The sequence below is a fragment of the Streptomyces sp. NPDC060049 genome (genome assembly GCF_042736715.1).
In the GTDB taxonomy this organism is placed as follows: domain Bacteria; phylum Actinomycetota; class Actinomycetes; order Streptomycetales; family Streptomycetaceae; genus Streptomyces.
On the sequence record NZ_JBHWVV010000013.1, the window covers coordinates 15,773 to 40,624 of the forward strand.

Genomic DNA, 24,852 nt, shown 5'->3' on the forward strand with positions numbered 1-24,852 from the left:
AAGGTGCCACGCAATGGATCTTGAGACGTTCCGCAAGCTCGCGGCCGACCGCCGCGTCATCCCGGTGAGCCGCAAGCTGCTGGCGGACGGGGACACGCCCGTCGGGCTCTACCGCAAGCTGGCCGCCGAACGTCCCGGGACGTTTCTGCTGGAGTCCGCGGAGAACGGCCGCTCCTGGTCGCGCTACTCCTTCGTCGGCGTCCGCAGCGCCTCGACCCTGACCGTCCGGGACGGCCAGGCGCACTGGATCGGCACCCCGCCCGTCGGCGTCCCCACCTGCGGCGACCCCCTCGAAGCCCTGCGCCAGACCGTGGAGGCCCTGCACACGCCCCGCGACCTGGCCTCCGGCATGCCGCCCTTCACCGGAGGCATGGTCGGCTACCTCGGCTACGACATCGTGCGCCGCCTGGAGCGCATCGGCGAGCACACCGAGGACGACCTGCGGCTGCCCGAGCTGACGATGCTCCTCACCTCCGACCTGGCGGTCCTGGACCACTGGGACGGCACGGTCCTCCTCATCGCCAACGCGATCAACCACAACGACCTCGCCGCCGGCGTGGACGAGGCCTACGCGGACGCCGTCACCCGTCTCGACGCGATGGAGGCCGACCTCGCGCGGCCCGCCCCGTACGCCCCGATGCCGCTGCCCGCCTCCGAGATGCCGAGTTTCGAGGACGGCACGGTCTCGGTCCTCTGGGGCGGAGAGAAGTACCAGGCCGCCGTCGAGGACGTGAAGGAGCGGATCCGGGCCGGCGAGGCCTTCCAGGTGGTGCCCTCGCAGCGGTTCGAGACCCCCTGCCGGGCCTCCGCGCTCGACGTCTACCGGGTGCTGCGGGCCACCAACCCGTCGCCGTACATGTACCTCTTCCGCTTCGAGAACGGCTTCGACGTGGTCGGGTCCAGCCCCGAGGCCCTGGTCAAGGTCGAGGACGGCCGGGCCATGGTCCACCCCATCGCCGGAACCCGGCACCGCGGCGCCACCCCGCAGCAGGACCACGAGCTCGCCGAGGAGCTGCTGGCCGACCCCAAGGAACGCGCCGAGCACCTCATGCTCGTCGACCTGGGCCGCAACGACCTGGGCCGGGTCTGCGAGCCGGGCTCCGTCGAGGTCGTCGACTTCATGAACATCGAGCGCTACTCGCACGTCATGCACATCGTCTCGACCGTGACCGGCCGCGTCGCCGAGGGCAAGACCGCCTTCGACGTCCTCACCGCCTGCTTCCCGGCCGGCACCCTGTCCGGCGCGCCCAAGCCGCGCGCCATGCAGATCATCGAGGAGCTGGAGCCCACCCGCCGCGGCCTGTACGGGGGCTGCGTCGGCTACCTCGACTTCGCCGGGGACTCCGACACCGCCATCGCCATCCGCACCGCGCTGCTGCGCGACGGGAAGGCGTACGTCCAGGCGGGCGCCGGGGTCGTCGCGGACTCGGTGCCCGAACTGGAGGACGCCGAGTGCCGCAACAAGGCCGCCGCGGTGCTGCGCGCGGTGGGAGCGGCGAACCGCCTCCACGGCGCCTGAGCCCGTAGGGGATAGTGGGGTACGTGAGTGCCGTACCCCCACCCCGAACCGACCGCGCCGACGACGCCCCCGAGCCCGAGGCCGGGAGAGAACAGGGCGGCGGCCGCCGCAGCGTGGCCGTCGCCCTGCTGCTCGGCACGCTCGGCGCCACCGTCGTCCTGCTCGCCTCCGGCCGCGTGTGGGCCCGGGGCGTCGCCGCCGTCGGCGGCGGCTCGCTGCCGCTGAGCGCCGACGGCCGGGCCGTCACCGGCCTGCCGGCCGCGCTGGCCATCGTGGGCCTCGCCGCCCTGGTGGCCGTCTTCGCCGTGCGCGGCAAGAGCCGGCTGCTGGTGTCGGCGCTGCTCGCGCTGAGCGGCCTGGGCGCCGCGGTGGCCGCGCTGGCCCGCTCCGACGGCCGCCGGGCCCTGGACGCGGAGGCGGCCCGTACGACGGCGGACACCGCGGCGCGCGTGGCCGGTCTGACACAGACGGCCTGGCCCTACGTGACGGCCGCCGCCGCGGCCCTGATCCTGGTGGCGGGGCTGCTGGCCCTGCGGTTCGGCCACGCCTGGCCCGCCATGGGTGGCCGCTACGAGCGTGACGGCAGCCCGAGGCCCCGCAAGGCGCCCGTGGTGGACCCCGACCGGCCCGAGGACCTGTGGAAGGCCCTGGACCGGGGCGAGGACCCGACCGGCCGGGACAAGGCCCCCTAGGGCCCGACCTGGCCCGCCGGGAGCCCCACCGCGGCGGCCGGGCGGACCCCGTTACCACCGCTGCCGACTGGTGCGGGACAATGACCACCGAGCGTTCGACACAGCACGTGCGACGTGCGACAGAGCAACGAGGAGCAACTCATGGCGGGCACTAGCCACGGACACACCCCGGCCGCCTGGACCGGTGTCATCATCGCCTTCATCGGTTTCTGCGTCTCCGGCGCCTTCATGGTGCTGGCGAACCCGCTGGGCTTCTGGGCCGGCCTCGTCATCGTCGCGCTCGGCGGTGTCGTGGGCATGGCGATGAAGGCGGCGGGCATGGGCGGGCCGAAGGCCACGCGCACCGACCTCGCCGAGGTCATCGCCGCCAACCGCATCGCCGCCAAGGTCTGAGTCGGACCGAAGGCACCGAAAGGCGCGGCCCGTCGGGCTGCGCCTTTTGTCATGAGCGGAGAGAATCAGCGGGTGGACGCCTCACGCACTCCCGAACTCGCGCCGTCCGCGCCGTCACCGGCGCCCGCGGAGCCCGCCGTACCCGCGGCGCCACCCCGGGGCGGTCCCCCCGCCGTGCCCGCCTCCCGGGCCCGGCGCCTCGCGGCCCCGGCGCTCACACTGGCCGCGGCCGCCGCGGCGCTCGCGTACGTGGGCACCGTGGACCCGAACGAGCCCGGCCACTACCCGGTCTGCCCGCTGTTCCGCCTGACCGGGGTCCTGTGCCCCGGATGCGGCGGGCTGCGCAGCGCACACGCGTTCGCCCAAGGCGATCTCGCGACAGCTTTCGGGGCAAATGCCCTGGCGGTCGTCGGCTACTTCGTCTTCGCGGGCTTCATGGCCCTGTGGCTGGTTCGCGCCTATCGCGGCGGACCGGCCCCGAGGCTCGTCGTGAGGCCGCCGTACTGGTGGGGAATCGGTGCGGCGGCGCTCGTCTTCGCGGTTGTCCGGAACCTGCCCGCAGGGTCCTTCCTGGCGCCCTGACCTGCGGGTGAGGGTCAGATTCCGGATGTCCACTTGATGGGACGCCGTCCCTCCCGTGCGGAGGGCGAGGCCTCCTGCGGATACCATTTGAAGTGCTGACCTTGCAGTTGTACGTGTCTGCAAGGCGGCCGACCGCCATCGACCCGGAAGGGGGCCGCTCGCGTGAGTGTGCTCGACGAGATCATCGAAGGGGTCCGCGAAGACCTTGCCGAACGGCAGGCGCGCGTCAGCCTCGACGAGCTCAAGGAGCGTGCCGCCAAGGCGCCCCAGGCCAAGGACGGCGTCGCTGCCCTGCGCGGCGACAGCGTCAAGGTGATCTGCGAGGTCAAGCGCTCCAGCCCGTCGAAGGGCGCGCTGGCCGCCATCGCCGATCCGGCCGGGCTCGCCGCCGACTACGAGGCGGGCGGTGCGGCGATCATCTCCGTCCTCACCGAACAGCGCCGTTTCGGCGGCTCGCTGGCCGACCTGGAGGCCGTCCGCGCCCGCGTGGACATCCCGATCCTGCGCAAGGACTTCATCGTCACGGCGTACCAGCTGTGGGAGGCCCGCGCCTACGGCGCCGACCTCGTGCTGCTGATCGTCGCGGCCCTGGAGCAGGAGGCCCTCGTCTCCCTCATCGAGCGGGCCGAGTCCATCGGCCTCACCCCGCTCGTCGAGGTCCACGACGAGGAGGAGATCGAGCGTGCGGTAGCGGCAGGCGCCAAGATCATCGGCGTCAACGCCCGCAACCTGAAGGACCTCAAGGTCGACCGCTCCACCTTCGAGCGGATCGTCGGCGAGATCCCGGCCCACATCGTCAAGGTCGCCGAATCCGGCGTCCGCGGGCCGCACGACCTGATCGCCTACGCCAACGAGGGCGCGGACGCCGTCCTCGTCGGGGAGTCCCTGGTGACCGGCCGCGACCCGAAGGCGGCCGTGGCCGACCTCGTCGCCGCCGGCGCCCACCCCGCCCTGCGCCACGGGCGGAGCTGACCCACCCGTGACCGACGACCGCCCCAGCGTCCGCACCCGGCCCGGCTCCCGCCTGGCCGCGGTGCCGACGGTGCACGCGCCCCTGGCGCGCGGCTGCCGCCCCCGCGGCTGCCGCGCCCCGGCCCGGCGCGTCCACGGGCGGCGGGTCCGGTACGTGATCGGCTCCGAGCCCGGTCAGGTCAACGGCATGCGATGGCGACCCGGAGCCGCGTCGTAACGAGGCAGCCCCGGACGGTGCAGTGCGCACCGCTCCGCCGGCGTCCCCTTGCGGTCCCGCGCCCGAGCCGCCGGCTCCGGCGCGGACCGCCCCGTCCCGTACGTTCTGCACGCCCCAGCGGGGTGTGCGCGCCCGGGGCGGGCGGCGCAATACGGTGAAGACATCCGCGTCGCATCCGTAGGAGTACCTGGGCATGTCCAGCGCCAGCAGTTTCTTCATCCCGGACCCCGAGGGTCACACCCCCAACGCCGAGGGCTACTTCGGCGACTTCGGCGGCAAGTTCATCCCGGAGGCGCTCGTCGCCGCCGTGGACGAGGTCGCCGTCGAGTACGAGAAGGCCAAGGGCGACCCGGCCTTCGCGGCCGAGCTCAACGACCTGATGGTCAACTACACCGGCCGCCCCAGCTCCCTCACCGAGGTGCCCCGGTTCGCCGAGCACGCCGGCGGCGCACGGATCTTCCTCAAGCGCGAGGACCTGAACCACACCGGCTCACACAAGATCAACAACGTGCTGGGCCAGGCGCTGCTCACCAAGCGCATGGGCAAGACCCGCGTCATCGCCGAGACCGGAGCCGGCCAGCACGGCGTGGCCACCGCCACCGCCTGCGCCCTCTTCGGCCTCGAGTGCGTCATCTACATGGGCGAGGTCGACACCCGGCGCCAGGCCCTCAACGTGGCCCGCATGCGCATGCTGGGCGCCGAGGTCATCGCCGTGAAGTCGGGCTCCCGCACCCTCAAGGACGCCATCAACGAGGCGTTCCGCGACTGGGTCGCCAACGTGGACCGCACCCACTACCTCTTCGGCACGGTCGCCGGCCCCCACCCCTTCCCCGCCATGGTCCGCGACTTCCACCGGGTCATCGGGGTCGAGGCCCGCCGCCAGATCCTGGAGCGGGCCGGGCGCCTGCCCGACGCCGTCGCGGCCTGCGTCGGCGGCGGCTCCAACGCCATCGGCCTCTTCCACGCCTTCATCCCGGACTCCGACGTCCGCCTGGTCGGCTTCGAGCCCGCCGGGCACGGCGTGGAGAGCGGCGAGCACGCGGCCACCCTGACCGTCGGCGAGCCCGGGATCCTGCACGGCTCCCGCTCCTACGTCCTGCAGGACGAGGAGGGCCAGATCACCGAGCCGTACTCGATCTCGGCCGGCCTGGACTACCCGGGCATCGGCCCGGAGCACTCCTACCTCAAGGACGCGGGCCGCGCCGAGTACCGCGCGGTCACCGACGACCAGGCGATGCAGGCGCTGCGGCTGCTCTCGCGCACCGAGGGCATCATCCCGGCGATCGAGTCGGCGCACGCCCTCGCGGGCGCGCTGGACCTCGGCAAGGAGCTCGGCAAGGACGGGCTGCTCGTCGTCAACCTGTCCGGCCGCGGCGACAAGGACATGGACACCGCCGCCCGCTACTTCGACCTGTACGACACCTCGGGGGAGACCAAGTGAGCGGCAACATCGAACTCCTCTCGGCCACCCTGGCGAAGGCGAAGTCCGAGGACCGCGCGGCCCTCGTCGCCTACCTCCCGGCCGGCTTCCCGACGGTGGACGGTGCCATCGAAGCCGTCAAGGCCGTCATCGCCGGCGGCGCGGACGTGGTCGAGATCGGCCTCCCGCACAGCGACCCCGTCCTGGACGGCGCGATCATCCAGACCGCCGACGACATCGCCCTGCGCGGCGGGGTCAAGATCGCGGACACGATCCGGACCGTCCGCGAGGCGCACGAGGCCACCGGCGCCCCGATCCTGGTCATGACCTACTGGAACCCGATCGACCGCTACGGCGTCGAGCGGTTCACGGCCGAGCTCGCCGCGGCCGGCGGCGCGGGCTGCATCCTGCCCGACCTGCCGGTCCAGGAGTCCGCGCTGTGGCGGGAGCACGCGGCCGAGCACGGTCTCGCGACCGTCTTCGTCGTGGCCCCCAGCAGCAAGGACGAGCGCCTCGCCACCATCACGGCGGCCGGCTCCGGATTCGTCTACGCGGCTTCGCTCATGGGCGTCACCGGCACCCGGGAGTCGGTCGGCGACCAGGCCGCCGAGCTGGTGCGCCGCACCCGCGCCACCAGCGAACTCCCGGTCTGCGTCGGCCTCGGCGTCTCCAACGCCGCCCAGGCCAAGGAGGTCGCCGGCTTCGCCGACGGGGTGATCGTCGGCTCGGCCTTCGTGAAGCTGCTGCTGGACGCGCCCGACCAGGCGGCCGGGCTGGCCGCCGTGCGGGCGCTGGCGGGCGAGCTCGCGCAAGGCGTCCGCCGGAGCTGACGCGCGTCCGATCGCGGCGCGTTCGAGCACGGACACGGACCCCTGAGCGGGTTCTGTAGCCCGATCGGGTGGAAGTGGGGGCGGGGAGGCACGAGAGTGCCTCCCCGCTTCGTTTGGCCGAACGTGAGCGACATGAACGACGGTGCGAACCGCGATGCGACGAAACGATCGGCCCGCGAACGACTCCAGCTGGAGCGCGAGAGGCAGAAGGCCAAGGACAAGCGCCGGCGGACCCTCATCGTGTCGGCGGCGGTGGTCGGCGTACTCGGCCTGGCGGCCGTCGTCGGCCTGATCGCGGCGAACACGGGCAAGGGCGGCTCGTCCGCCAAGGGCGGCCCGCTGGTCGCCCCGTCGGGGGCCACCGGCACCGACGCGCTCGCCATCCGGACGGGCAAGGGCGAGGCCCCCTCCACCCTGACCGTGTGGGAGGACTTCCGCTGCCCGGCCTGCAAGTCCTTCGAGACCAACTACCGGGACACCGTCCACGAGCTGGAGGGCAAGGGGCTCCTCAAGGTCGATTACCACCTGGTCACCCTGATCGACGGGAACATGGGCGGCAGCGGCTCCCTGAGGAGCGCGAACGCGGCGGCCTGCGCGCAGGACGCCGGCAAGTTCTCCCCGTACCACGACCTGCTCTTCGAGAACCAGCCCGAGGAGACGAACGACGCCTACGCGAAGAACGCGAAGCTGCTGGAGCTGGCCGGCAAGGTCGACGGGCTGGACACCCCGGCGTTCCGCGCGTGCGTCGAGGACGGCACGCACGACAGCTGGGTGAAGAAGTCGCAGGAGGCCTTCCGCACCGGGAAGTTCCGCGGGACCCCGACCGTGCTGCTCGACGGCAAGGACATCTTCGGCGACCAGGCCAACCCGCTGACCCCGCAGAAGCTGAAGGAGAAGGTGGAGGCCGCGGGCAAGACCCCCGGCGGCGCGAAAACCTCCGCGTCCCCGTCCCCGTCCGCCTCTTCGGCGCCGCCCTTGTCGGGCTCGACGAAGGCCTCGTCCGGCCGCTCGGCCTCTTCCGCGGCCCCGTCCTCCTCCGCACCGGCGCGCTCGGCCGGGCGTACGTCCACGGGCTCGGCGGGCTCCGCCGATCGCTCCCCGGCGCACTCCGGGATGCCCATGGACCACTGAGGGCCGTCTCGATTCGGCAGCAGCTTGCCGGACGGGTTGCCCTCCCCACCGTCCGGCAAGGTAGCGTCGGGTCTTGCCATGAACCTTGCCTTCATTCCCAGTCCGTCGACGGGCGTGCTCCATCTCGGACCGATCCCGCTGCGCGGCTACGCGTTCTGCATCATCATCGGCGTCTTCGTCGCCGTCTGGCTCGGCAACAAGCGCTGGGTAGCCCGCGGCGGTAAGCCGGGCACGGTCGCGGACATCGCCGTGTGGGCGGTGCCGTTCGGCCTGGTCGGCGGTCGCCTCTACCACGTGATCACCGACTACCAGCTCTACTTCGGCGAAGGCCGGAACTGGGTCGACGCCCTCAAGATCTGGGAGGGCGGCCTCGGCATCTGGGGCGCGATCGCGCTGGGCGCGGTCGGCGCCTGGATCGGCTGCCGGCTGCGCGGCATCCCGCTGCCGGCCTGGGCGGACGCCCTGGCCCCCGGCATCGCGCTGGCCCAGGCCTGCGGGCGCTGGGGCAACTGGTTCAACCAGGAGCTCTACGGCCGCGCCACCGACCTGCCGTGGGCGGTGGAGATCACCGAAGGCCCGAACCGGGCCGCGGGCACCTACCACCCGACCTTCCTCTACGAATCGCTCTGGTGCGTCGGTGTCGCCCTGCTCGTCATCTGGGCCGACCGCCGCTTCAGGCTCGGACACGGCCGGGCGTTCGCGCTGTACGTCGCCGCGTACTGCCTGGGCCGTGTCTGGACCGAGTACCTGCGGGTCGACGAGGCCCACCTCATCCTGGGCCTGAGGCTCAACGTGTGGACCTCGATCGTGGTCTTCGTGCTGGCCGTGGTCTACCTGGTCCTGTCGGCGAAGCTGCGGCCGGGCCGCGAGGAGGTCGTCGAGCCGGACACCGACGCCGTGGCCGGAGCCGAGGACGGGGACGCCCCGGCCGAGGACGCCGCAGCCGAGGCCAAGGACGGCCTGGCGAAGGACGGCCTGGCCAAGGACGGCCTGGCGAAGGACGGCCTGGCCAAGGACGGCCTGGCGAAGGACGGCCTGGCCAAGGACGGCGAGTCCAAGGGCGGCCGGTCCGGGGACGGAGCCGAACACGAGCCGGAGGACGCCGAAGCCGGGGACGGTGGCGCCGAAGCCGACGGCAAGGACAAGGCCGGAGCCACCGAGGCCAAGAAGCTCTGACTGGGTTTCCGGTCCCGACGGGAGGGGCGCCGCGCACCGCGCGGCGCCCCTCCCGAGTCCCGTCCGCGCGGCCCCCCCGCCACCGAACCCGGCCTCCCCCACGCGCCATATCAGGCTCGTTGGGGGGGCGGGCGGCCGCGGGTGGGGCGCCCCCCCCCGGGGCCCCGCCCCTCCCGTTTCCCGTCCGCGCGGCCCGCGCACCCGCTCAGGACGGTACGGGAGCGTCCCGGCGGGACAGGGCGACGACCCGTTCCGCGCCTGCCAGCATCGCCGGGTCGACGAAACGGCCGTCGGGGAGGGCCACCGCGCCCGGGGTGCGGCGGGCCGCGGCCAGGATCTCCTCGGCCGCCGCGACCTCCGCCGGGCCCGGCAGATAGGCCCGCTCGATCACCGGGAGCTGGCGCGGATGGATCGCCGCGCGCCCCAGGAAGCCCAGCGAGCGGCCCCGTGCGCAGGAGGCGGCCAGCGCCTCCACGTCCCGGATATCGGGGAACACCGACTGGGCCGGAGGCGCGAGCCCGGCCGCGCGGGCCGCGACCACCACCCGCGAGCGCGGCCAGTCCAGGCCCGCCTCCGAGGTGACACCGAGATCGGCCCGCAGGTCCGCCTCGCCCAGGGACAGCCCGCGCAGGGCGGGGTGCGCGCGGGCGATCTCGTAGGCCCGTTCCACACCGATCGCCGATTCCAGCAGGGCGTACAGGGCCACCCCGGCGACGCGTTCGGCGGTGGCGGCGATCTGCCCGGGCGCGGAGATCTTCGGGAGCCGCAGTCCGGCGAGGCCCCGGAGCCCGGCGAGGGCGCTGAGGTCGGCGCCGCCCCAGGGGGAGTCCAGGGCGTTGACGCGGACGTGGACCGGTACCGGATGCCCGGTGCCGAGCAGTTCGACGGTGGCGCGACGGGCGTACTCCTTGCGGGAGGCCGACACCGCGTCCTCCAGGTCCACGATGACGGCGTCGGCTCCGGCGCGCAGGGCCTTGGCGACCACTTCCGGGCGGTCGCCGGGGACGTAGAGCCAGGTCAGGATCACAAGGCTCCCTCGGTGCGGAGAGCGGCGATCTCGACGGCGGACAGGCCGAGTTCGCTGAGGACGTCGTCGGTGTCCGCGCCGTGCGGGCGGCCCGCCCAGCGGATGGAGCCGGGGGTCCCGGAGAGCCGGAAGAGGACGTTCTGCATGCGGATCGGGCCGAGTTCCGGATCCTCGACCTCGGTGAGCGTGTCCAGGGCCGCGTACTGCGGATCGGCCATCACGTCCCGTACGTCGTAGACCAGCGCGACGGCCGCCTCTGCGTCCTCGAACGCCGCCATCACCTCGTCCGCCTTGTGCCGGGCGATCCAGCCGCCGACCGCGTCGTCGAGGACGTCCGCGTGGGCGGCCCGCCCGGACCCCTCCGCGAACCAGGGCTCGCGGATCAGCTCGGGCCGGCCCACGAGCCGCATCACGCGCTCGGCGATCGACTGCGCGGAGGCGGAGACCGCCAGCCAGCGCCCGTCCGCGCTGCGGTAGGTGTTGCGCGGGGCGTTGTTGGTGGAACGGTTCCCGGTGCGCTGCTGCACGTAGCCGAGCTGGTCGTACCAGAGCGGGTGCGGTCCCAGGACCGTCAGGATCGGCTCGATGATCGCGAGGTCCACCACCTGCCCGTGCCCGGTGCGGTCACGGCCGGCGAGCGCCGTCATCACGGCGTACGCGGTGGTCAGCGCGGCGATCGAGTCCGCGAGCCCGAACGGCGGCAGCGTCGGCGGCCCGTCCGGGTCCCCGGTGATCGCCGCGAAGCCGCTCATCGCCTCCGCGAGGGTGCCGAAGCCGGGCCGGTGGGCGTACGGGCCCTCCTGGCCGAAGGCCGTCACGCGGGTCAGGACCAGCCGGGGGTTGGCGGCGGACAGCTCGGGCCAGCCGAGGCCCCAGCGCTCCAGGGTGCCGGGGCGGAAGTTCTCGATGACGACGTCGGCGGTGGCGGCCAGCCGCAGCAGCGTGTCCCGGCCGCCGGGGGTGGACAGGTCGAGGGTCATCGTCCGCTTGTTGCGGCCCAGCAGCTTCCACCAGAGGCCGACGCCGTCCTTGGCGGGGCCGTGGCCGCGGGAGGGGTCGGGGCGGAGCGGGTGCTCGATCTTGACGACCTCGGCGCCGAAGTCGCCGAGGAGGGTGGCGGCGAGCGGGCCGGCGAAGAGGGTGGCGAGGTCGAGGACGCGGAGCCCTCGCAGCGGAGCGGGGCCCTTCACGCCTGGGCCTCCCGCTCCAGGAGATCCGACGGCTCCGCGGACTCCGCCGGCTCCGCGAGGTCCTCGAAAGCGGCGTCGGTCTCCGCGCGGGTCGGCATCGAGTCCTGCGCGCCGGGGCGCTGCACGGACAGCGCGGCCGCCGCCGAGGCCCAGCGCAGGGACTCCGGCACCGGCCGGCCCTCGCCCAGCGCCACGGCGAGCGCGCCGACGAAGGTGTCCCCGGCGGCCGTGGTGTCCACGGCCCGCGCGCGGGCGGCCGGCACGGCCAGCGGCTCCCGGCCGCGGGCGGCGTACAGGGACCCGGCCGCACCGAGGGTGACGACCACCTCGGGCACGAGGTGCAGCAGCGCTTCGGTCGCCCGGCGGTGGTCGGTGAGCCCGGTGAGAGCGGCCGCCTCGTGCTCGTTGGCCACCAACAGGTCGGTCACGGCCAGGAGTTCGGGAGGCAGCGGCTGGACCGGGGCCGGGGTGAGGATCGTACGGACGCCCTGGGCGCGGGCGGCGAGGGCGCCGGCGAGCACGGCCTCCAGGGGGAGTTCGAGCTGGAGGAGGAGGGAGTCGGCGGCGCCGATGCGGGAGGCGTCGCCCGCCTCCAGGCCGGTGACGCGGGCGTTGGCGCCGGGGATGACGACGATGCTGTTGCCGCCCTCGTCGTCCACGGTGATGTGCGCGGTGCCGCTGGCGCCCTCGACGGTGCGCAGGGCCGCGGTCTCCACCCCGGCCGCGGCGAGCGCGGAGCGCAGCCGTACGCCGAACTCGTCGGTCCCGACCGCGCCGATCATCACCACCTCCGCGCCGGCGCGGGCGGCGGCGACGGCCTGGTTGGCCCCCTTGCCGCCGGGGACCGTGCGGAAGGCGCGGCCGGTGACGGTCTCCCCGAGCCGGGGAGCCTTGGTGACATAGGCGACGAGGTCCATGTTGGTACTGCCGAGCACGGCGATGGCCGTCATGAGCGTGCTGCCTCCTGTGCGGTGAGGTGGGCGAGGGTGTCGAAGCCGGTGCCGTCGAAGCCGGTGACGGTGGTGGCGAGGCGGTTCTTCAGCGGGGCGGTCCACCGGTGCGCGATGTTCCCGGGGTCCCCGGCGAGCAGTCCGGCGAGGGCGCCGGCGGTCGCGCCGTTGGAGTCGGTGTCCCAACCGCCGGACACCGCGCGGCAGATGGAGTGGGTGAAGTCGCCGTCGGCATGGGTGAGGGCGGCGGCGGTCAGGGCGGTGTTGGGGACGGCGTGGACCCAGTGGTAGTGGCCGAAGCGGGCGTGCAGCCGGTCCACGACGGTATCGAAATCGATCTCCCGGGCGGCCGTCCGGATCCCGAAGCGGACGGCTTCGGCGAGGCGCGAGCCGGGCGGTACGACGGCCAGCCCGGCCCGCAGCGCGGTGTGCACGTCGGCCCGGCCGGTGGCCGCGGCGGCGGTGGCGGCGGCGACGAACAGGGCCGCGTAGACGCCGTTGCCGGTGTGGGTGAGGGCGGCGTCCCGGTACGCCTGGGCCGCGGCGCCGGCCGGGTCGCCCGGGTTGGTCCAGCCGTGCACGTCGGCGCGGATGAGGGCGCCGATCCACTCGCGGAAGGGGTTGTGGTGCGTGGCGGTGAGCGGCGGCTCCAGCCCTTGGAGCAGATTGCGGTACGCGACCCGCTCGGCGGTGAAGGTGCGGCCGGCGGGGAGCTCGTCGAGCCAGAGCCGGCCCACGTCGGCGGTGGTGAACCGCTTGCCGTGGCGCTGGAGGAGGAGCAGGCCGAGCAGGGGGTAGTTGAGGTCGTCGTCCTCGGGGGCGCCGTCGATGTTCTCGGCGAGGGAGGTGGGGGCGGAGCGGCGGTTCCAGGGGTGGGCCGCGAGGAGCTCCGCGGGGACCCCCTCGGCGGTGAACCAGTCGTCCAGCGGCCAGTTCCCGGCGGCCCGGGCCAGCGCCCGGATCCCGTCGAGCGGCAGCTTCTCGACGGGCTTGCCGAGCACGCACCCGACGGCGCGGCCCACCCAGGCCGCCTCCAGCCTGCGGCGCAGCGGGTCGTCGACCTCGGGGGCGGTGGCGTGCGGGCCGGTGGCGCCGCCGGGCCGGGAGGCGGTGGCCGCGGCCCGGGGCGGGTACGGGGTTCCGGGAGCGGCGGTCCGCGGGCCGACCGCGGGGGCGGGGGAGGGTTCCCCCACCCCAGCCCTTCCCGGAACCAGGGGCAAGCCCCAGGACGCCGGGCCGCCCGAGCCCGCTGCCGGGGTCGTGCCCGTACGGGCGGCTGCGGCCGGTCGTGTCGGCCGGGTGTTCCAGGTGGCGGTGATGGCGGGCCATGAGTCCGGTTCCGTGGCCGCCTCGGGGCGGGGGAGGGCCGCGAGGGCCGTCAGGACGTCGGCCGCCAAGGCGCGCAGTTCCGGCGGGGCCGGCGCGGGGGAGGCACCCGCCCGGGCCGGGGCGGTGTGGCCGCCCGCCGCGAGCCAGACGCGCAGCAGCGGCCGGACCGCCTCGCCGCGGCCGTCCTCGGCAGCCTGCCGGAACTCGTGGCCGACCAGGTCCTCCGGCTGGACCCAGGTCAGCCGGACGCGGTCGCCGTCGGCGGCCGGCGGCCCGGCGACACCGCCGGCCGGGCCCGCGCAGGCGGCCGTCACCGGGGAGCCGTCAGGGCGGCGAAGGCCGACTCGTGGGCCCGGCGGCGGGAGCGGTCACGGGCGAAGACCTCCCGGGCCACCGCGGCAAGCGCCGCGGCCGGGGCGTGCAGGTCGAGGCGGCTGGCCTCCGCGACCTGCTTGGACCAGGCCGGCGGGATGGCGGCCTCGCCGGACAGGGCGCCGGCGACCGCCCCCGCCATGGTGGCGATGGAGTCGCAGTCCCGGCCGTAGTTGACCGCCCCGAGCACGGAACCCTCGTACGCCCCGTCGGCGATGAGCAGCATGCCCAGCGCGATCGGCAGCTCCTCGATCGAGTGCAGGCGAGACGGCCGGCGCGCGCCCAGGGACGGCTTGCGGTAGTCGGGGCCCACCGAGTCGTACGGGGCGACCGCCGCGCGCAGCGGCGTCAGGGCCGACTCGAAGTCCCGGTGGCCTGCGGCGACCTCGCAGACCGCCGCGATGGCCGAACGGGTGCCGTCCTTGGCCAGGGACAGGGCGGTGTCGACGACCGTGGCGGCCGTGGCGCCCGGCACGCAGGCCGCCGCCACCGCCGCCGCGAAGACGCCCGCCGCCTCCCGGCCGTACGAGGACTGGTGCGCGCCGGTGACGTCCAGCGCCTCCGCGTACGCCGCGGCCGGGTTGCCCGCGTTGACGAGGCCGACCGGAGCCATGTACATCGCGGCGCCGCAGTTGACGATGTTGCCGCTGCCCGCCTCGCGCGGGTCCACGTGCCCGTAGTGCAGCCGGGCCACGATCCACTTCTCGGCGAGGAAGATCCGCTGGAGGGGGAGGGCGTCCGCTTCCAGTTCGGGGATCCAGCGGGGGGTGGTCATGAGGTCGGGGACGAGGTGGTCGCAGACCGCGTAGGCGTCCAGATGGTCCCGGACCGCCTCGTAGACCCGTACCAGGGCGTGCGTCATGAGGGTGTCGTCGGTGACGTGGCCGTCGCCCTTGTGGTAGGGGGCGATCGGCCGGGCCGTGCGCCAGTCCTCGTGCCACGGTCCTACGATGCCGCGCACGCGGCCGCCGTGGCGATCCACGATCTGTTCCGGGGTCCAGCCCTCCACCGGGCCGCCCAGCGCGTCGCCGACGGCGGCTCCGACGAGTGCGCCGGTGATCCTGTCGTCCAGGGTGAGAGTGGGGTCGATCGTCATGGTCGGGCCGTTCCTCGGGGCTGGGGCTGGGGCTGGGGCTTCGGGGAGGTGAGTTCCGTACGGGTGAGCAGCGCGGCGAGTTCGACGAGATCGGTGCCCGCCAGGCGGGGGAGGGCGCAACCGGAGAGGGTGCGGCAGGCCTCGCGCCAGGCGTCGGGGAGCGAGTCGCCGCCGCCGAGCGCGCCGGTCAGCGCGCCGGCCAGGGCGGGGGCGGAGTCCGCGACGCGCGACAGGCAGGCGGCGGCCGGGACGGCCTCGCCCACCCGGCCGCGGGCGGCGGTGGCGAGGGCGAGGGCCACGGGGACGGTCTCGGCGGCGGCGATGCCGTAGCTGTAGACGTGGTCGACGATCTGGTGCTCCAGGAGCGGGACGATGGCGAAGGCGCCGCCGTCCGGTTCCGCGCGGGCGAGCTCGACGGCGTGCCGGGCGTTGCGGCCGATCTCGGTGGCCTCCGGCAGCTGTTCGAGGGCGGCGTCGACGGCGGCGTCGGTGCCCGCGCCGGCGAGGGCGGTGGCGATGGCGGCGGCCATGGCGCGGGCGCCGTGCACCCCGTCGCCGTCCTGGGTGTACCGGGCGTCGAACTCGGCGAGGTCGGCGGCGGCGTGGGGGTCGCCGGGGTGGACGACGGCGAGCACGCAGGCGCGGATGCAGGCGGCGTCGTCGAAGTAGTGCGGGTTGTCGTGGCCGGTGGCGGGCGGGCGCAGGCCGGCGGCGAGGTTGCCGAGGCCGGCGCGGACGGAGATCCGGGCGCGCAGGGGCAGGACGGCGGACTCGACCTCGGGCGCGCGCTCCGCGGCCGCCGCGACCTCGCTGGCCAGGGCGTTCCAGGCGAGGTCGATGGCGGCGCGCATCCTCCTGGACCGGGAGAGGTCGCTGAGCAGGACCCCGGCGGCGCTGAGGACGGACTCGGCGGCGAAGGCGGCCCATTCGGCGTCGTCGCTCGGGCCGAGCCGCAGGGGTTCGGGGGGCTGGTTGAGGGCGATGGGGACGGGGAGGGTGGTGGTGGCGTTCTGCTCGGCGAAGGTGTCGAGCTCGCGGGTGAGCCGGCGGGTCCACTCGGGCATCCGGCTGGCGCGGTGCCGCGCGGCGGGCCACCCGGCGGCGTCGCCGGCGGCGAGTCCGAGGAGCAGCCCCTCGATCCGCCGGTTCTCCGCGGGGCGCTGCCGCGGTTCGGGCGCCGCTTCGGCGTCGGTGTGCGCGGCCGCGCTCACGGGTCGTCGGCCGGGTGCGGTCGTCGCCGGGGCGGTACGGGTCTGCGTGCGCGGGTCGGCGCCGCCTTGCGCGGCGGGGGCGGGGGCGGGGGCGGTCGCCGGCGGGGGCGGTGTCTGCGCGTACCCGCCCCTTCCCGAAACCGGGGGCGGGCCCCCGGATCCCCGGGCCGGCACGGCGGGGGCCGACGGCCCCGCCGCCCCCGCGAGGGCAGCGGGGCCGTCGGCCGCGGGGCCCTCCGGCCCCGGGTGCCGGGCCGGGGCGGACGGGGCGTGGGCCGCCTCGGGTGACGGGTCTGCGGTCGGGGTCGGCTCGGTGGGGGTCGCGCGGGGCGTGTTGGTCGGGGTGAGGGTCATCGGGGGGTCTCGGCTTCCGGGGTGAGGAGGTCCGCGATGTCCAGCACGTGGTAACCGCGCATCGACGGGAGGCAGGAGCCGCGCACCGGGCCGATCGCCGATGCCCAGGCGGCCGGGATGGCGGGGGCGCCGGACATCGCTCCGGCGAGCGCGCCCGCCACCGCCGCCGTGGTGTCCGCGTCCCGGCCCATGTTGACCGCGGTCAGGACCGAGGACGTGAAGTCGCCCCCGCACGCGGCGAACGCGCCGAACGCCAGGCCCACCGCCTCCGGGGCCAGGTCCGTCCACGGATAGCCGCCGATGACCACCGCCGAGCGCACGGCCCGTTCGCCGCGCGGTGCGGCCGTCACCGCCCGGCGCAGGGAGCGCGCCGTCCAGGAGTCCGACGGGATGACCGACAGGGCCGCGGAGACCACCGAGGCCGGGGAGCCTCCGGCCATTGCCGCCGCGACGCCCGCCGCGACCGCCTGGCCGCCGTAGATGCCCTCGCCGTCGTGGCTGACGCAGCCGTCGATGGCGACCAGCCGCGCCGCCTCCGCCGGCCGGCCCGCCGCGAAGACGCCGAAGGGGGCAGCCCGCATGGCCAGACCGTCCGACCAGGCGTGGCGGTGCTGGGCCGAGATGGGGGCCGCCAGGCCCCGGCGCAGGTTTTCCAGGGTGCCGCGTTCCGAGAAGCCCGCGCCGCGGAACGGGCCCTCGTCCAGGTCCGCGATCCAGTGGTGCCACGCGCGTTCGACGTGCGCGACGGTGAGCGCCGATCCGTGGCGGGCCAGCAGCAGGCCCGAGAAGATCGCGTACTCGGTGTCGTCCGTACCCGCCGGGTCGTCCGAGACGAAGCCCTCGATCCGGCCCCACTTCGCCCGGATCTGCGACGGCTTCATGTTCTCCGCGGGAGCGCCGAGCGCGTCACCCACCGCGAGTCCGAGAAGAGCGCCCCGGGCCCGTTCGAGGAGGACCTGCGGATTGCATGCAATCAGCTCCATGGCGCGCCTCTCCACTTGATGGGACCCATATTGAGCCCTTGGGGGATTTGTGCCATGGCATGTGGTTTGTCGCTCGTCGCGAAACACCCCGCCCGCTCCGCCGTCACCCGGTCGCCGATCCCCAAAACCCCAGGTAAGTACGGCCTTCCTTGCTGGCGGGCGCCGAAATTCGTGCGTAGTTTCGAGGTGTTCAGGGGGAGTGGGTGCCTGCGCGTCGCGCGTGGCGTACTTCTGCGTACCCACTCGTACAAAAGGGGAGAAGGCCGGCATGTCCATCATCGATGTCCAAGCACCGCTGCACACCGCACACCGCGACAACCACACCCACCGCGACGTCAACGGCGGATGGCTGCGCCCGGCGGTCTTCGGTGCGATGGACGGGCTCGTCTCCAACCTCGCGCTGATGACCGGTGTGGCCGGCGGCGCGGTCGCCCCGCACGTCATCGTGGTCACGGGCCTGGCCGGCCTCGCCGCCGGTGCCTTCTCCATGGCGGCCGGCGAATACACCTCGGTCGCCTCGCAGCGCGAGCTCGTCCTCGCGGAACTCGACATAGAGCGTCAGCAGTTGCGCAAGCACCCGGTCGACGAGATGGAGGAGCTGGCCGAGCTGTACGTCTCGCGCGGCGTCGAGCCGGCGCTGGCCCGCGAGGTGGCCGTGCAGCTCTCCCGCGACCCGGAGCAGGCGCTGGAGATCCACGCCCGCGAGGAGCTCGGGATCGACCCCGACGACCTGCCGTCGCCGATGGTCGCCGCCGTGTCCTCCTTCGGAGCCTTCGCGCTGGGCGCGCTGGTCCCCGTACTGCCGTACCTGCTCGGTGCCGCCACCCTGTGGCCCGCGGTGCTGCTGGCGCTGGCGGGGCTCTTCGCCTGCGGCGCGGTCGTCTCCCGGGTCACGGCCCGGTCCTGGTGGTACAGCGGGCTGCGCCAGCTGGTCCTGGGTGGCGCGGCCGCGGGTGTGACGTACATCCTGGGAACCTGGATCGGCGGAGCCGTAGGCTGACCGCGCAGGGAGTGAGACACTATGCAGTAGGCAACATAAGTAGTCGGTTACTCGGCGGTTTCGATCCCATGTCCGCCGGGCATCAACAGCAGGGCGCCGGCAATGAGGCCCGCCCACCCCGGGACCTTCGTCCCGTGCCCCGATCGCCGGGCACCCTACGGAAGTCCCTTCTTGTCTGCTTCGAGCAGTGTCCGCATGCTGGAATGGCATATCCGCTTCTCGGGATAGTCGTCATCATGTAATCTGCACGAAATTTCGCAGAGGGCCAACGTCGTCCCTCGGCTATGCACATATGCCACGACGACGACGGGAGAGCCGATGCGTTCCGCATCCACGCACTCCGCGACCGGCCTCAGCAACACCGCCTGGTCGCCCATGGACGGTCGCCCCGCCCAGCAGGGCATGTACGACCCGCGCAACGAGCACGACGCCTGTGGCGTCGGCTTCGTGGCCAACCTCACCGGCGAGGCCAGCCACACGCTGGTCGAGCAGGCGCTGACCGTATTGCGGAACCTCGAGCACCGAGGCGCCACCGGCTCCGAGCCCGACTCGGGCGACGGCGCCGGCATCCTCTCCCAGGTCCCGGACGCGTTCCTGCGCGAGGTGACCGGTTTCGACCTTCCCGCCGCCGGCGCCTACGCCGTCGGCATCGCCTTCCTCCCCGCCGACGGCACCGCACAGGCCGTCGCCGTGGAGCAGATCGAGGCCATCGCCGCCCAGGAGAACCTCACGGTCCTCGGCTGGCGCGAGGTACCGGTCACCCCGGACCTGCTCGGCAACGGCGCCCGCGCCACCATGCCGGCCTTCTCGCAGCTCTTCGTCACCGGCGGAGCGGCGAGCGGCATCGAGCTGGACCGCAAGGCCTTCGTCCTGCGCAAGCGCGCCGAGCGCGAGACCGGGGTCTACTTCCCGTCGCTCTCCGCCCGCACCATCGTCTACAAGGGCATGCTGACCACCGGCCAGCTCGAGCCCTTCTTCCCGGACCTCTCCGACCGCCGCTTCGCCTCCGCGATCGCCCTGGTCCACTCCCGGTTCTCGACGAACACCTTCCCGTCGTGGCCGCTCGCCCACCCGTACCGCTTCGTCGCGCACAACGGCGAGATCAACACGGTCAAGGGCAACCGGAACTGGATGCGGGCCCGCGAGTCCCAGCTGGCCTCCGGCCTCTTCGGCGAGGGCGCGCTGGAGCGGATCTTCCCGATCTGCACCCCGGACGCCTCCGACTCCGCCTCCTTCGACGAGGTCTTGGAGCTGCTCCACCTCGGCGGCCGCTCCCTGCCGCACAGCGTGCTGATGATGATCCCGGAGGCGTGGGAGAACCACACCTCCATGGCTCCGGCCCGCCGCGCGTTCTACAAGTACCACTCCACGCAGATGGAGCCGTGGGACGGCCCCGCCTGCGTCACCTTCACCGACGGCACCCAGGTCGGCGCGGTCCTCGACCGCAACGGCCTGCGCCCCGGCCGCTACTGGGTCACCGACGACGACTTCGTCGTGCTCTCCTCCGAGGTCGGCGTCCTGGACATCGACCCGGCCAAGGTCGTCCGCAAGGGCCGCCTGCAGCCCGGCAAGATGTTCCTCGTCGACACCGCCCAGAAGCGGATCATCGAAGACGACGAGATCAAGGACGCGCTGGCCGCCGAGCACCCCTACGCCGAATGGCTGGAAACCGGCGAGATCGAGCTGACGGATCTGCCCGAGCGCGAGCACATCGTCCACACCCACGCCTCGGTCACCCGCCGCCAGCAGACCTTCGGCTACACCGAGGAAGAGCTCCGGGTCATCCTCGCGCCGATGGCCCGCACCGCGGGCGAACCGCTCGGCTCCATGGGCACGGACTCCCCGATCGCGGCCCTGTCCGAGCGCCCCCGGCTGCTCTTCGACTACTTCACGCAGCTCTTCGCGCAGGTCACCAACCCGCCGCTGGACGCCATCCGCGAGGAGCTCGTCACCTCGCTGCTCTCCTCGCTCGGCCCGCAGGGCAACCTGCTGGAGCCGACCTCCGCGTCCTGCCGCAGCGTCACGCTGCCGTTCCCGGTGATCGACAACGACGAGCTCGCCAAGCTGATACACGTCAACGCCGACGGCGACATGCCGGGCATGAAGGCCGCCACCCTCTCGGGCCTGTACCGGGTCTCGGGCGGCGGCGAGGCGCTGGCCGCCCGCCTCGAGGAGATCCGCGGCGAGGTCGACGCGGCCATCGAGAACGGCGCGCACCTGATCGTCCTCTCGGACCGTCACTCCGACGCCGAGCACGCGCCGATCCCGTCGCTGTTGCTCACCTCCGCCGTGCACCACCACCTCATCGCCACCAAGCAGCGCACCCAGGTGGGCCTGCTGGTCGAGGCCGGCGACGTCCGCGAGGTCCACCACGTCGCGCTGCTCATCGGCTACGGCGCCGCCGCGGTCAACCCGTACCTCGCCATGGAGTCCGTCGAGGACCTGCTGCGCGCCGGTACCTTCCTGTCCGGCCTGGAGCCGGAGCAGGCCATCAAGAACCTGATCTACGCGCTCGGCAAGGGCGTCCTGAAGGTCATGTCCAAGATGGGCATCTCCACCGTCGCCTCCTACCGCGGCGCCCAGGTCTTCGAGGCCGTCGGCCTGAACGAGGAGTTCGTCCAGGCGTACTTCGAGGGCACCGCCACCAAGATCGGCGGCGCCGGCCTGGACGTCATCGCCCAGGAGGTGGCCGCGCGCCACGCCAAGGCGTACCCGGCCTCCGGCATCGCGGCCACGCACCGCGCGCTGGAGATCGGCGGTGAGTACCAGTGGCGCCGCGAGGGCGAGCCGCACCTGTTCGACCCGGACACGGTCTTCCGCCTCCAGCACGCCACCCGCAACCGCCGGTACGACATCTTCAAGCAGTACACCGACCGGGTGAACGAGCAGTCCGAGCGCCTCATGACGCTGCGCGGCCTCTTCGGCTTCAAGAGCGAGGACCGCCCGTCGATCTCCCTCGACGAGGTCGAGTCGGTCGCCGACATCGTCAAGCGCTTCTCCACCGGCGCCATGTCGTACGGCTCCATCTCCAAGGAGGCGCACGAGACCCTCGCCGTCGCCATGAACCAGCTGGGCGCCAAGTCCAACACCGGCGAGGGCGGCGAGGACCCGGACCGCCTGTACGACCCGGCGCGACGCTCCTCCATCAAGCAGGTCGCCTCCGGCCGCTTCGGTGTCACGAGCGAATACCTGGTCAACGCGGACGACATCCAGATCAAGATGGCGCAGGGCGCCAAGCCCGGCGAGGGCGGCCAGCTGCCCGGCCACAAGGTCTACCCGTGGGTCGCCAAGACCCGTCACTCCACCCCGGGTGTCGGTCTGATCTCCCCGCCGCCGCACCACGACATCTACTCCATCGAGGACCTGGCTCAGCTGATCCACGACCTCAAGAACGCCAACCCGGCGGCCCGCATCCACGTGAAGCTGGTCTCCGAGGTCGGTGTCGGCACGGTCGCCGCGGGTGTCTCCAAGGCCCACGCGGACGTCGTCCTCATCTCCGGCCACGACGGCGGTACGGGCGCCTCCCCGCTGACGTCCCTGAAGCACGCGGGCGGCCCCTGGGAGCTCGGCCTCGCCGAGACCCAGCAGACGCTGCTGCTCAACGGTCTGCGCGACCGCATCGTGGTCCAGACGGACGGCCAGCTCAAGACCGGCCGCGACGTCGTCATCGCCGCGCTGCTCGGCGCCGAGGAGTTCGGTTTCGCGACCGCGCCGCTCGTCGTCTCCGGCTGCGTCATGATGCGCGTCTGCCACCTGGACACCTGCCCGGTCGGCATCGCCACCCAGAACCCGGTCCTGCGCGAGCGCTTCTCCGGCAAGCCCGAGTTCGTCGTCAACTTCTTCGAGTTCATCGCGGAGGAGGTGCGCGAGATCCTCGCCGAGCTGGGCTTCCGCACGATCGAGGAGGCCGTCGGCCACGCCGAGCTCCTCGACACGAGCAAGGCCGTCACGCACTGGAAGGCGCAGGGTCTCGACCTGGAGCCGCTCTTCTACGTGCCGGAGCTGCCCGACGGCGCGGTCCGCCACGCCCTGGTCGAGCAGGACCACGGCCTGGAGAAGGCACTCGACAACGAGCTCATCGAACTCGCCGCCGAGGCGCTGAACGCCGACTCCGCGCAGACGGCCCAGCCCGTCCGCGCCCAGGTCGCGATCCGCAACATCAACCGGACGGTCGGCACCATGCTCGGCCACGAGGTCACGAAGAGGTTCGGCGGCGCGGGCCTGCCCGACGACACCATCGACCTGACCTTCACCGGCTCCGCCGGCCAGTCCTTCGGAGCCTTCCTGCCGAGGGGGGTCACCCTCCGCCTGGAAGGCGACGCCAACGACTACGTCGGCAAGGGCCTCTCCGGCGGCCGTGTCATCGTCCGTCCGGACCGCGGCGCCGACCACCTGGCCGAGTACTCGACCATCGCGGGCAACACGATCGGCTACGGCGCCACCGGCGGCGAGCTCTTCCTGCGCGGCCGCACCGGCGAGCGCTTCTGCGTCCGCAACTCCGGCGCCCTGGTCGTCTCGGAAGGCGTGGGCGACCACGGCTGCGAGTACATGACCGGCGGCACGGCGGTCGTCCTCGGCGAGACGGGCCGCAACTTCGCGGCCGGCATGTCGGGCGGCGTCGCGTACGTCATCGACCTCGACGCGGACAACGTCAACGTCGGCAACGCCGGCGCGGTCGAAACCCCCTCCGACGCCGACAAGCAGTGGCTGCACGACGTGGTGCGCCGCCACGAGGAGGAGACCGGCTCGACCGTGGCCGCGAGGCTCCTGGCTGACTGGACCGCCGCGGCGGACCGCTTCAGCAAGATCATCCCGACCACCTACAAGGCAGTGCTCGCCGCCAAGGACGCCGCTGAGCTGGCCGGACTCTCCGAGTCCGAGACCACTGAGAAGATGATGGAGGCGGCGACCAATGGCTGACCCGAAGGGCTTCCTCACCACCCCGCGCGAGACCGCCTGCACCCGTCCGGTGGCCGAACGGCTGAAGGACTGGAACGAGGTCTACGTTCCGGGCTCGCTGCTCCCGATCATCAGCAAGCAGGCCGGCCGCTGCATGGACTGCGGCATCCCGTTCTGCCACAACGGGTGCCCGCTCGGAAACCTGATCCCCGAGTGGAACGACTTCGCGTACCGCGAGGACTGGACCGCCGCCTCCGAGCGCCTGCACGCGACGAACAACTTCCCGGAGTTCACCGGGCGGCTGTGCCCGGCGCCGTGCGAGTCCGCCTGTGTGCTGGGCATCAACCAGCCGGCCGTCACGATCAAGAACGTCGAAGTCTCGATCATCGACAAGGCGTGGGACAACGGCGACGTCACCCCGCAGCCGCCGGAGCGCCTGTCCGGCAAGACGGCCGCGGTCATCGGCTCCGGCCCGGCGGGTCTCGCCGCGGCCCAGCAGCTGACCCGGGCCGGGCACACCGTCGTGGTGTACGAGCGCGCCGACCGCGTCGGCGGCCTGCTGCGCTACGGCATCCCCGAGTTCAAGATGGAGAAGGTGCACATCAACCGCCGCATCGAGCAGATGCGCGCGGAGGGCACCAAGTTCCGTACCGGCGTCGAGGTCGGCCGCGACGTCACGGCCACCGGCCTGCGCAAGCGGTTCGACGCGGTGGTCATCGCGGCGGGCGCCACGGTCTCCCGCGACCTCCCGGTCCCGGGCCGCGAACTCAAGGGCATCCACTTCGCGATGGAGTACCTCCCCCTCGCGAACAAGGTCCAGGAGGGCGACTTCATGGCGCCCCCCATCACGGCCGAGGGCAAGCACGTGGTCGTCATCGGCGGCGGGGACACCGGCGCCGACTGCGTGGGCACCGCCCACCGCCAGGGCGCGGCCTCGGTCACGCAGCTGGAGATCATGCCGAAGCCCGGCGAGGACCGCAACGCCAACCAGCCCTGGCCGACGTTCCCCATGCTGTACAAGGTCACCTCGGCCCACGAGGAGGGCGGCGAGCGGATCTACTCCGTCTCCACCACCCACTTCGCGGGCGACGAGGACGGCAACGTCCAGGAACTCCACCTGGTCGAGGTCGAGTTCGTCGACGGCAAGCTCACCCAGAAGCCCGGCACCGAGCGCGTCCTCCCCGCGCAGCTGGTCACCCTGGCGATGGGCTTCACCGGCACGGACCAGGAGAACGGCCTGGTCGCGCAGTTCGGCCTGGCGATGGACGCGCGCGGCAACATCGAGCGCGACGCCTCGTACGCGACCAACGTCGACGGCGTCTTCGTCGCCGGCGACGCCGGTCGCGGCCAGTCGCTGATCGTCTGGGCCATCGCGGAAGGCCGCTCGGCCGCCCGCGGCGTGGACCGCTTCCTGACCGGCACCAGCGCCCTCCCGTACCCGGTCAAGCCGACGGACCGCTCGATCACGGTGTAACACGCGGTACCGGTAGTACCCCTCCTCCGGGAGGA

Annotated in this window: 20 protein-coding genes; 13 read left to right on the forward strand and 7 right to left on the reverse strand. The window is 73.5% G+C overall.

From position 1 onward, the window contains the following. Positions 1-13: 13 nt before the first annotated feature. From ACFWBY_RS23855 to lgt, 10 genes are all read left to right on the forward strand, one after another. Complete coding sequence (locus tag ACFWBY_RS23855) at positions 14-1,519, forward strand: anthranilate synthase component I (protein ID WP_385342956.1); 1,506 nt, start codon at positions 14-16, stop codon at positions 1,517-1,519. 14 nt (positions 1,520-1,533) lie between these two features. Next, complete coding sequence (locus ACFWBY_RS23860) at positions 1,534-2,211, forward strand: TIGR02234 family membrane protein (RefSeq protein ID WP_385342958.1); 678 nt, start codon at positions 1,534-1,536, stop codon at positions 2,209-2,211. Between the two features lie 141 nt (positions 2,212-2,352). Continuing rightward, positions 2,353-2,604: an HGxxPAAW family protein gene (locus tag ACFWBY_RS23865; RefSeq protein WP_385342959.1), complete on the forward strand. Its 252-nt coding sequence runs from the start codon at positions 2,353-2,355 to the stop codon at positions 2,602-2,604. 51 nt (positions 2,605-2,655) lie between these two features. Further along, the gene (locus tag ACFWBY_RS23870; RefSeq protein ID WP_385342961.1) at positions 2,656-3,186 is read left to right on the forward strand and encodes a DUF2752 domain-containing protein; all 531 of its coding nucleotides are present in this window, start codon (positions 2,656-2,658) and stop codon (positions 3,184-3,186) included. A 162-nt stretch (positions 3,187-3,348) separates the two neighbouring features. Then, a complete protein-coding gene (gene trpC, locus ACFWBY_RS23875) occupies positions 3,349-4,158 on the forward strand; it encodes an indole-3-glycerol phosphate synthase TrpC (RefSeq protein WP_385342963.1) in 810 nt (269 codons plus the stop codon). Positions 4,159-4,165: 7 nt separating this feature from the next. Then, a complete protein-coding gene (gene trpM / locus ACFWBY_RS23880; RefSeq protein ID WP_385342965.1) occupies positions 4,166-4,375 on the forward strand; it encodes a tryptophan biosynthesis modulator TrpM in 210 nt (69 codons plus the stop codon). 193 nt (positions 4,376-4,568) lie between these two features. Next, positions 4,569-5,816 (forward strand): tryptophan synthase subunit beta, encoded by a 1,248-nt coding sequence (gene trpB, locus ACFWBY_RS23885; protein WP_385342967.1) that lies wholly within the window; start codon positions 4,569-4,571, stop codon positions 5,814-5,816. Further along, the gene (gene trpA, locus ACFWBY_RS23890) at positions 5,813-6,625 is read left to right on the forward strand and encodes a tryptophan synthase subunit alpha (protein ID WP_385342968.1); all 813 of its coding nucleotides are present in this window, start codon (positions 5,813-5,815) and stop codon (positions 6,623-6,625) included. Before trpB ends, trpA begins: the two co-directional genes overlap by 4 nt. A gap of 132 nt (positions 6,626-6,757) precedes the next feature. Then, positions 6,758-7,756: a DsbA family protein gene (locus ACFWBY_RS23895; protein WP_385342970.1), complete on the forward strand. Its 999-nt coding sequence runs from the start codon at positions 6,758-6,760 to the stop codon at positions 7,754-7,756. Positions 7,757-7,834: 78 nt separating this feature from the next. Then, positions 7,835-8,932: a prolipoprotein diacylglyceryl transferase gene (gene lgt, locus ACFWBY_RS23900; protein ID WP_385342972.1), complete on the forward strand. Its 1,098-nt coding sequence runs from the start codon at positions 7,835-7,837 to the stop codon at positions 8,930-8,932. A 205-nt stretch (positions 8,933-9,137) separates the two neighbouring features. On the opposite strand, the gene ACFWBY_RS23905 is transcribed toward lgt, so the two are convergent. The 7 genes from ACFWBY_RS23905 to ACFWBY_RS23935 are packed head-to-tail and all read right to left on the reverse strand — an operon-like array spanning position 9,138 to position 17,444. Beyond that, positions 9,138-9,959 (reverse strand): HpcH/HpaI aldolase/citrate lyase family protein, encoded by an 822-nt coding sequence (locus ACFWBY_RS23905; RefSeq protein ID WP_385339598.1) that lies wholly within the window; start codon positions 9,957-9,959, stop codon positions 9,138-9,140. Further along, on the reverse strand, positions 9,956-11,149 hold the full coding sequence (locus ACFWBY_RS23910) for a CaiB/BaiF CoA transferase family protein (RefSeq protein WP_385339595.1): 1,194 nt from the start codon (positions 11,147-11,149) through the stop codon (positions 9,956-9,958). Before ACFWBY_RS23910 ends, ACFWBY_RS23905 begins: the two co-directional genes overlap by 4 nt. After that, entirely contained in the window at positions 11,146-12,099 is a 954-nt protein-coding gene (gene rbsK, locus ACFWBY_RS23915) for a ribokinase (protein ID WP_385339592.1), read from the reverse strand. Before rbsK ends, ACFWBY_RS23910 begins: the two co-directional genes overlap by 4 nt. Beyond that, the gene (locus ACFWBY_RS23920) at positions 12,096-13,742 is read right to left on the reverse strand and encodes an ADP-ribosylglycohydrolase family protein (protein WP_385339589.1); all 1,647 of its coding nucleotides are present in this window, start codon (positions 13,740-13,742) and stop codon (positions 12,096-12,098) included. The genes rbsK and ACFWBY_RS23920 overlap by 4 nt, the downstream gene beginning before the upstream one ends. Next, on the reverse strand, positions 13,739-14,896 hold the full coding sequence (locus ACFWBY_RS23925) for an ADP-ribosylglycohydrolase family protein (RefSeq protein ID WP_385339586.1): 1,158 nt from the start codon (positions 14,894-14,896) through the stop codon (positions 13,739-13,741). Before ACFWBY_RS23925 ends, ACFWBY_RS23920 begins: the two co-directional genes overlap by 4 nt. Beyond that, on the reverse strand, positions 14,893-16,461 hold the full coding sequence (locus tag ACFWBY_RS23930) for an ADP-ribosylglycohydrolase family protein (RefSeq protein WP_385409697.1): 1,569 nt from the start codon (positions 16,459-16,461) through the stop codon (positions 14,893-14,895). The genes ACFWBY_RS23925 and ACFWBY_RS23930 overlap by 4 nt, the downstream gene beginning before the upstream one ends. After that, positions 16,458-17,444 carry an ADP-ribosylglycohydrolase family protein gene (locus tag ACFWBY_RS23935; protein ID WP_385339580.1) on the reverse strand — a complete coding sequence of 329 codons (987 nt, stop codon included), beginning with the start codon at positions 17,442-17,444 and terminating at the stop codon, positions 16,458-16,460. The genes ACFWBY_RS23930 and ACFWBY_RS23935 overlap by 4 nt, the downstream gene beginning before the upstream one ends. Before the next feature lie 268 nt (positions 17,445-17,712). Between ACFWBY_RS23935 and ACFWBY_RS23940 the strand changes: the two genes are divergently transcribed. The 3 genes from ACFWBY_RS23940 (at position 17,713) to ACFWBY_RS23950 (ending at position 24,817) form a co-directional block, all read left to right on the forward strand. Continuing rightward, positions 17,713-18,444: a VIT1/CCC1 transporter family protein gene (locus ACFWBY_RS23940; protein WP_385339577.1), complete on the forward strand. Its 732-nt coding sequence runs from the start codon at positions 17,713-17,715 to the stop codon at positions 18,442-18,444. Between the two features lie 375 nt (positions 18,445-18,819). Then, positions 18,820-23,364 carry a glutamate synthase large subunit gene (gene gltB / locus ACFWBY_RS23945; RefSeq protein ID WP_385339606.1) on the forward strand — a complete coding sequence of 1,515 codons (4,545 nt, stop codon included), beginning with the start codon at positions 18,820-18,822 and terminating at the stop codon, positions 23,362-23,364. Next, a complete protein-coding gene (locus ACFWBY_RS23950) occupies positions 23,357-24,817 on the forward strand; it encodes a glutamate synthase subunit beta (RefSeq protein WP_385339574.1) in 1,461 nt (486 codons plus the stop codon). Before gltB ends, ACFWBY_RS23950 begins: the two co-directional genes overlap by 8 nt. Positions 24,818-24,852: the final 35 nt, after the last annotated feature.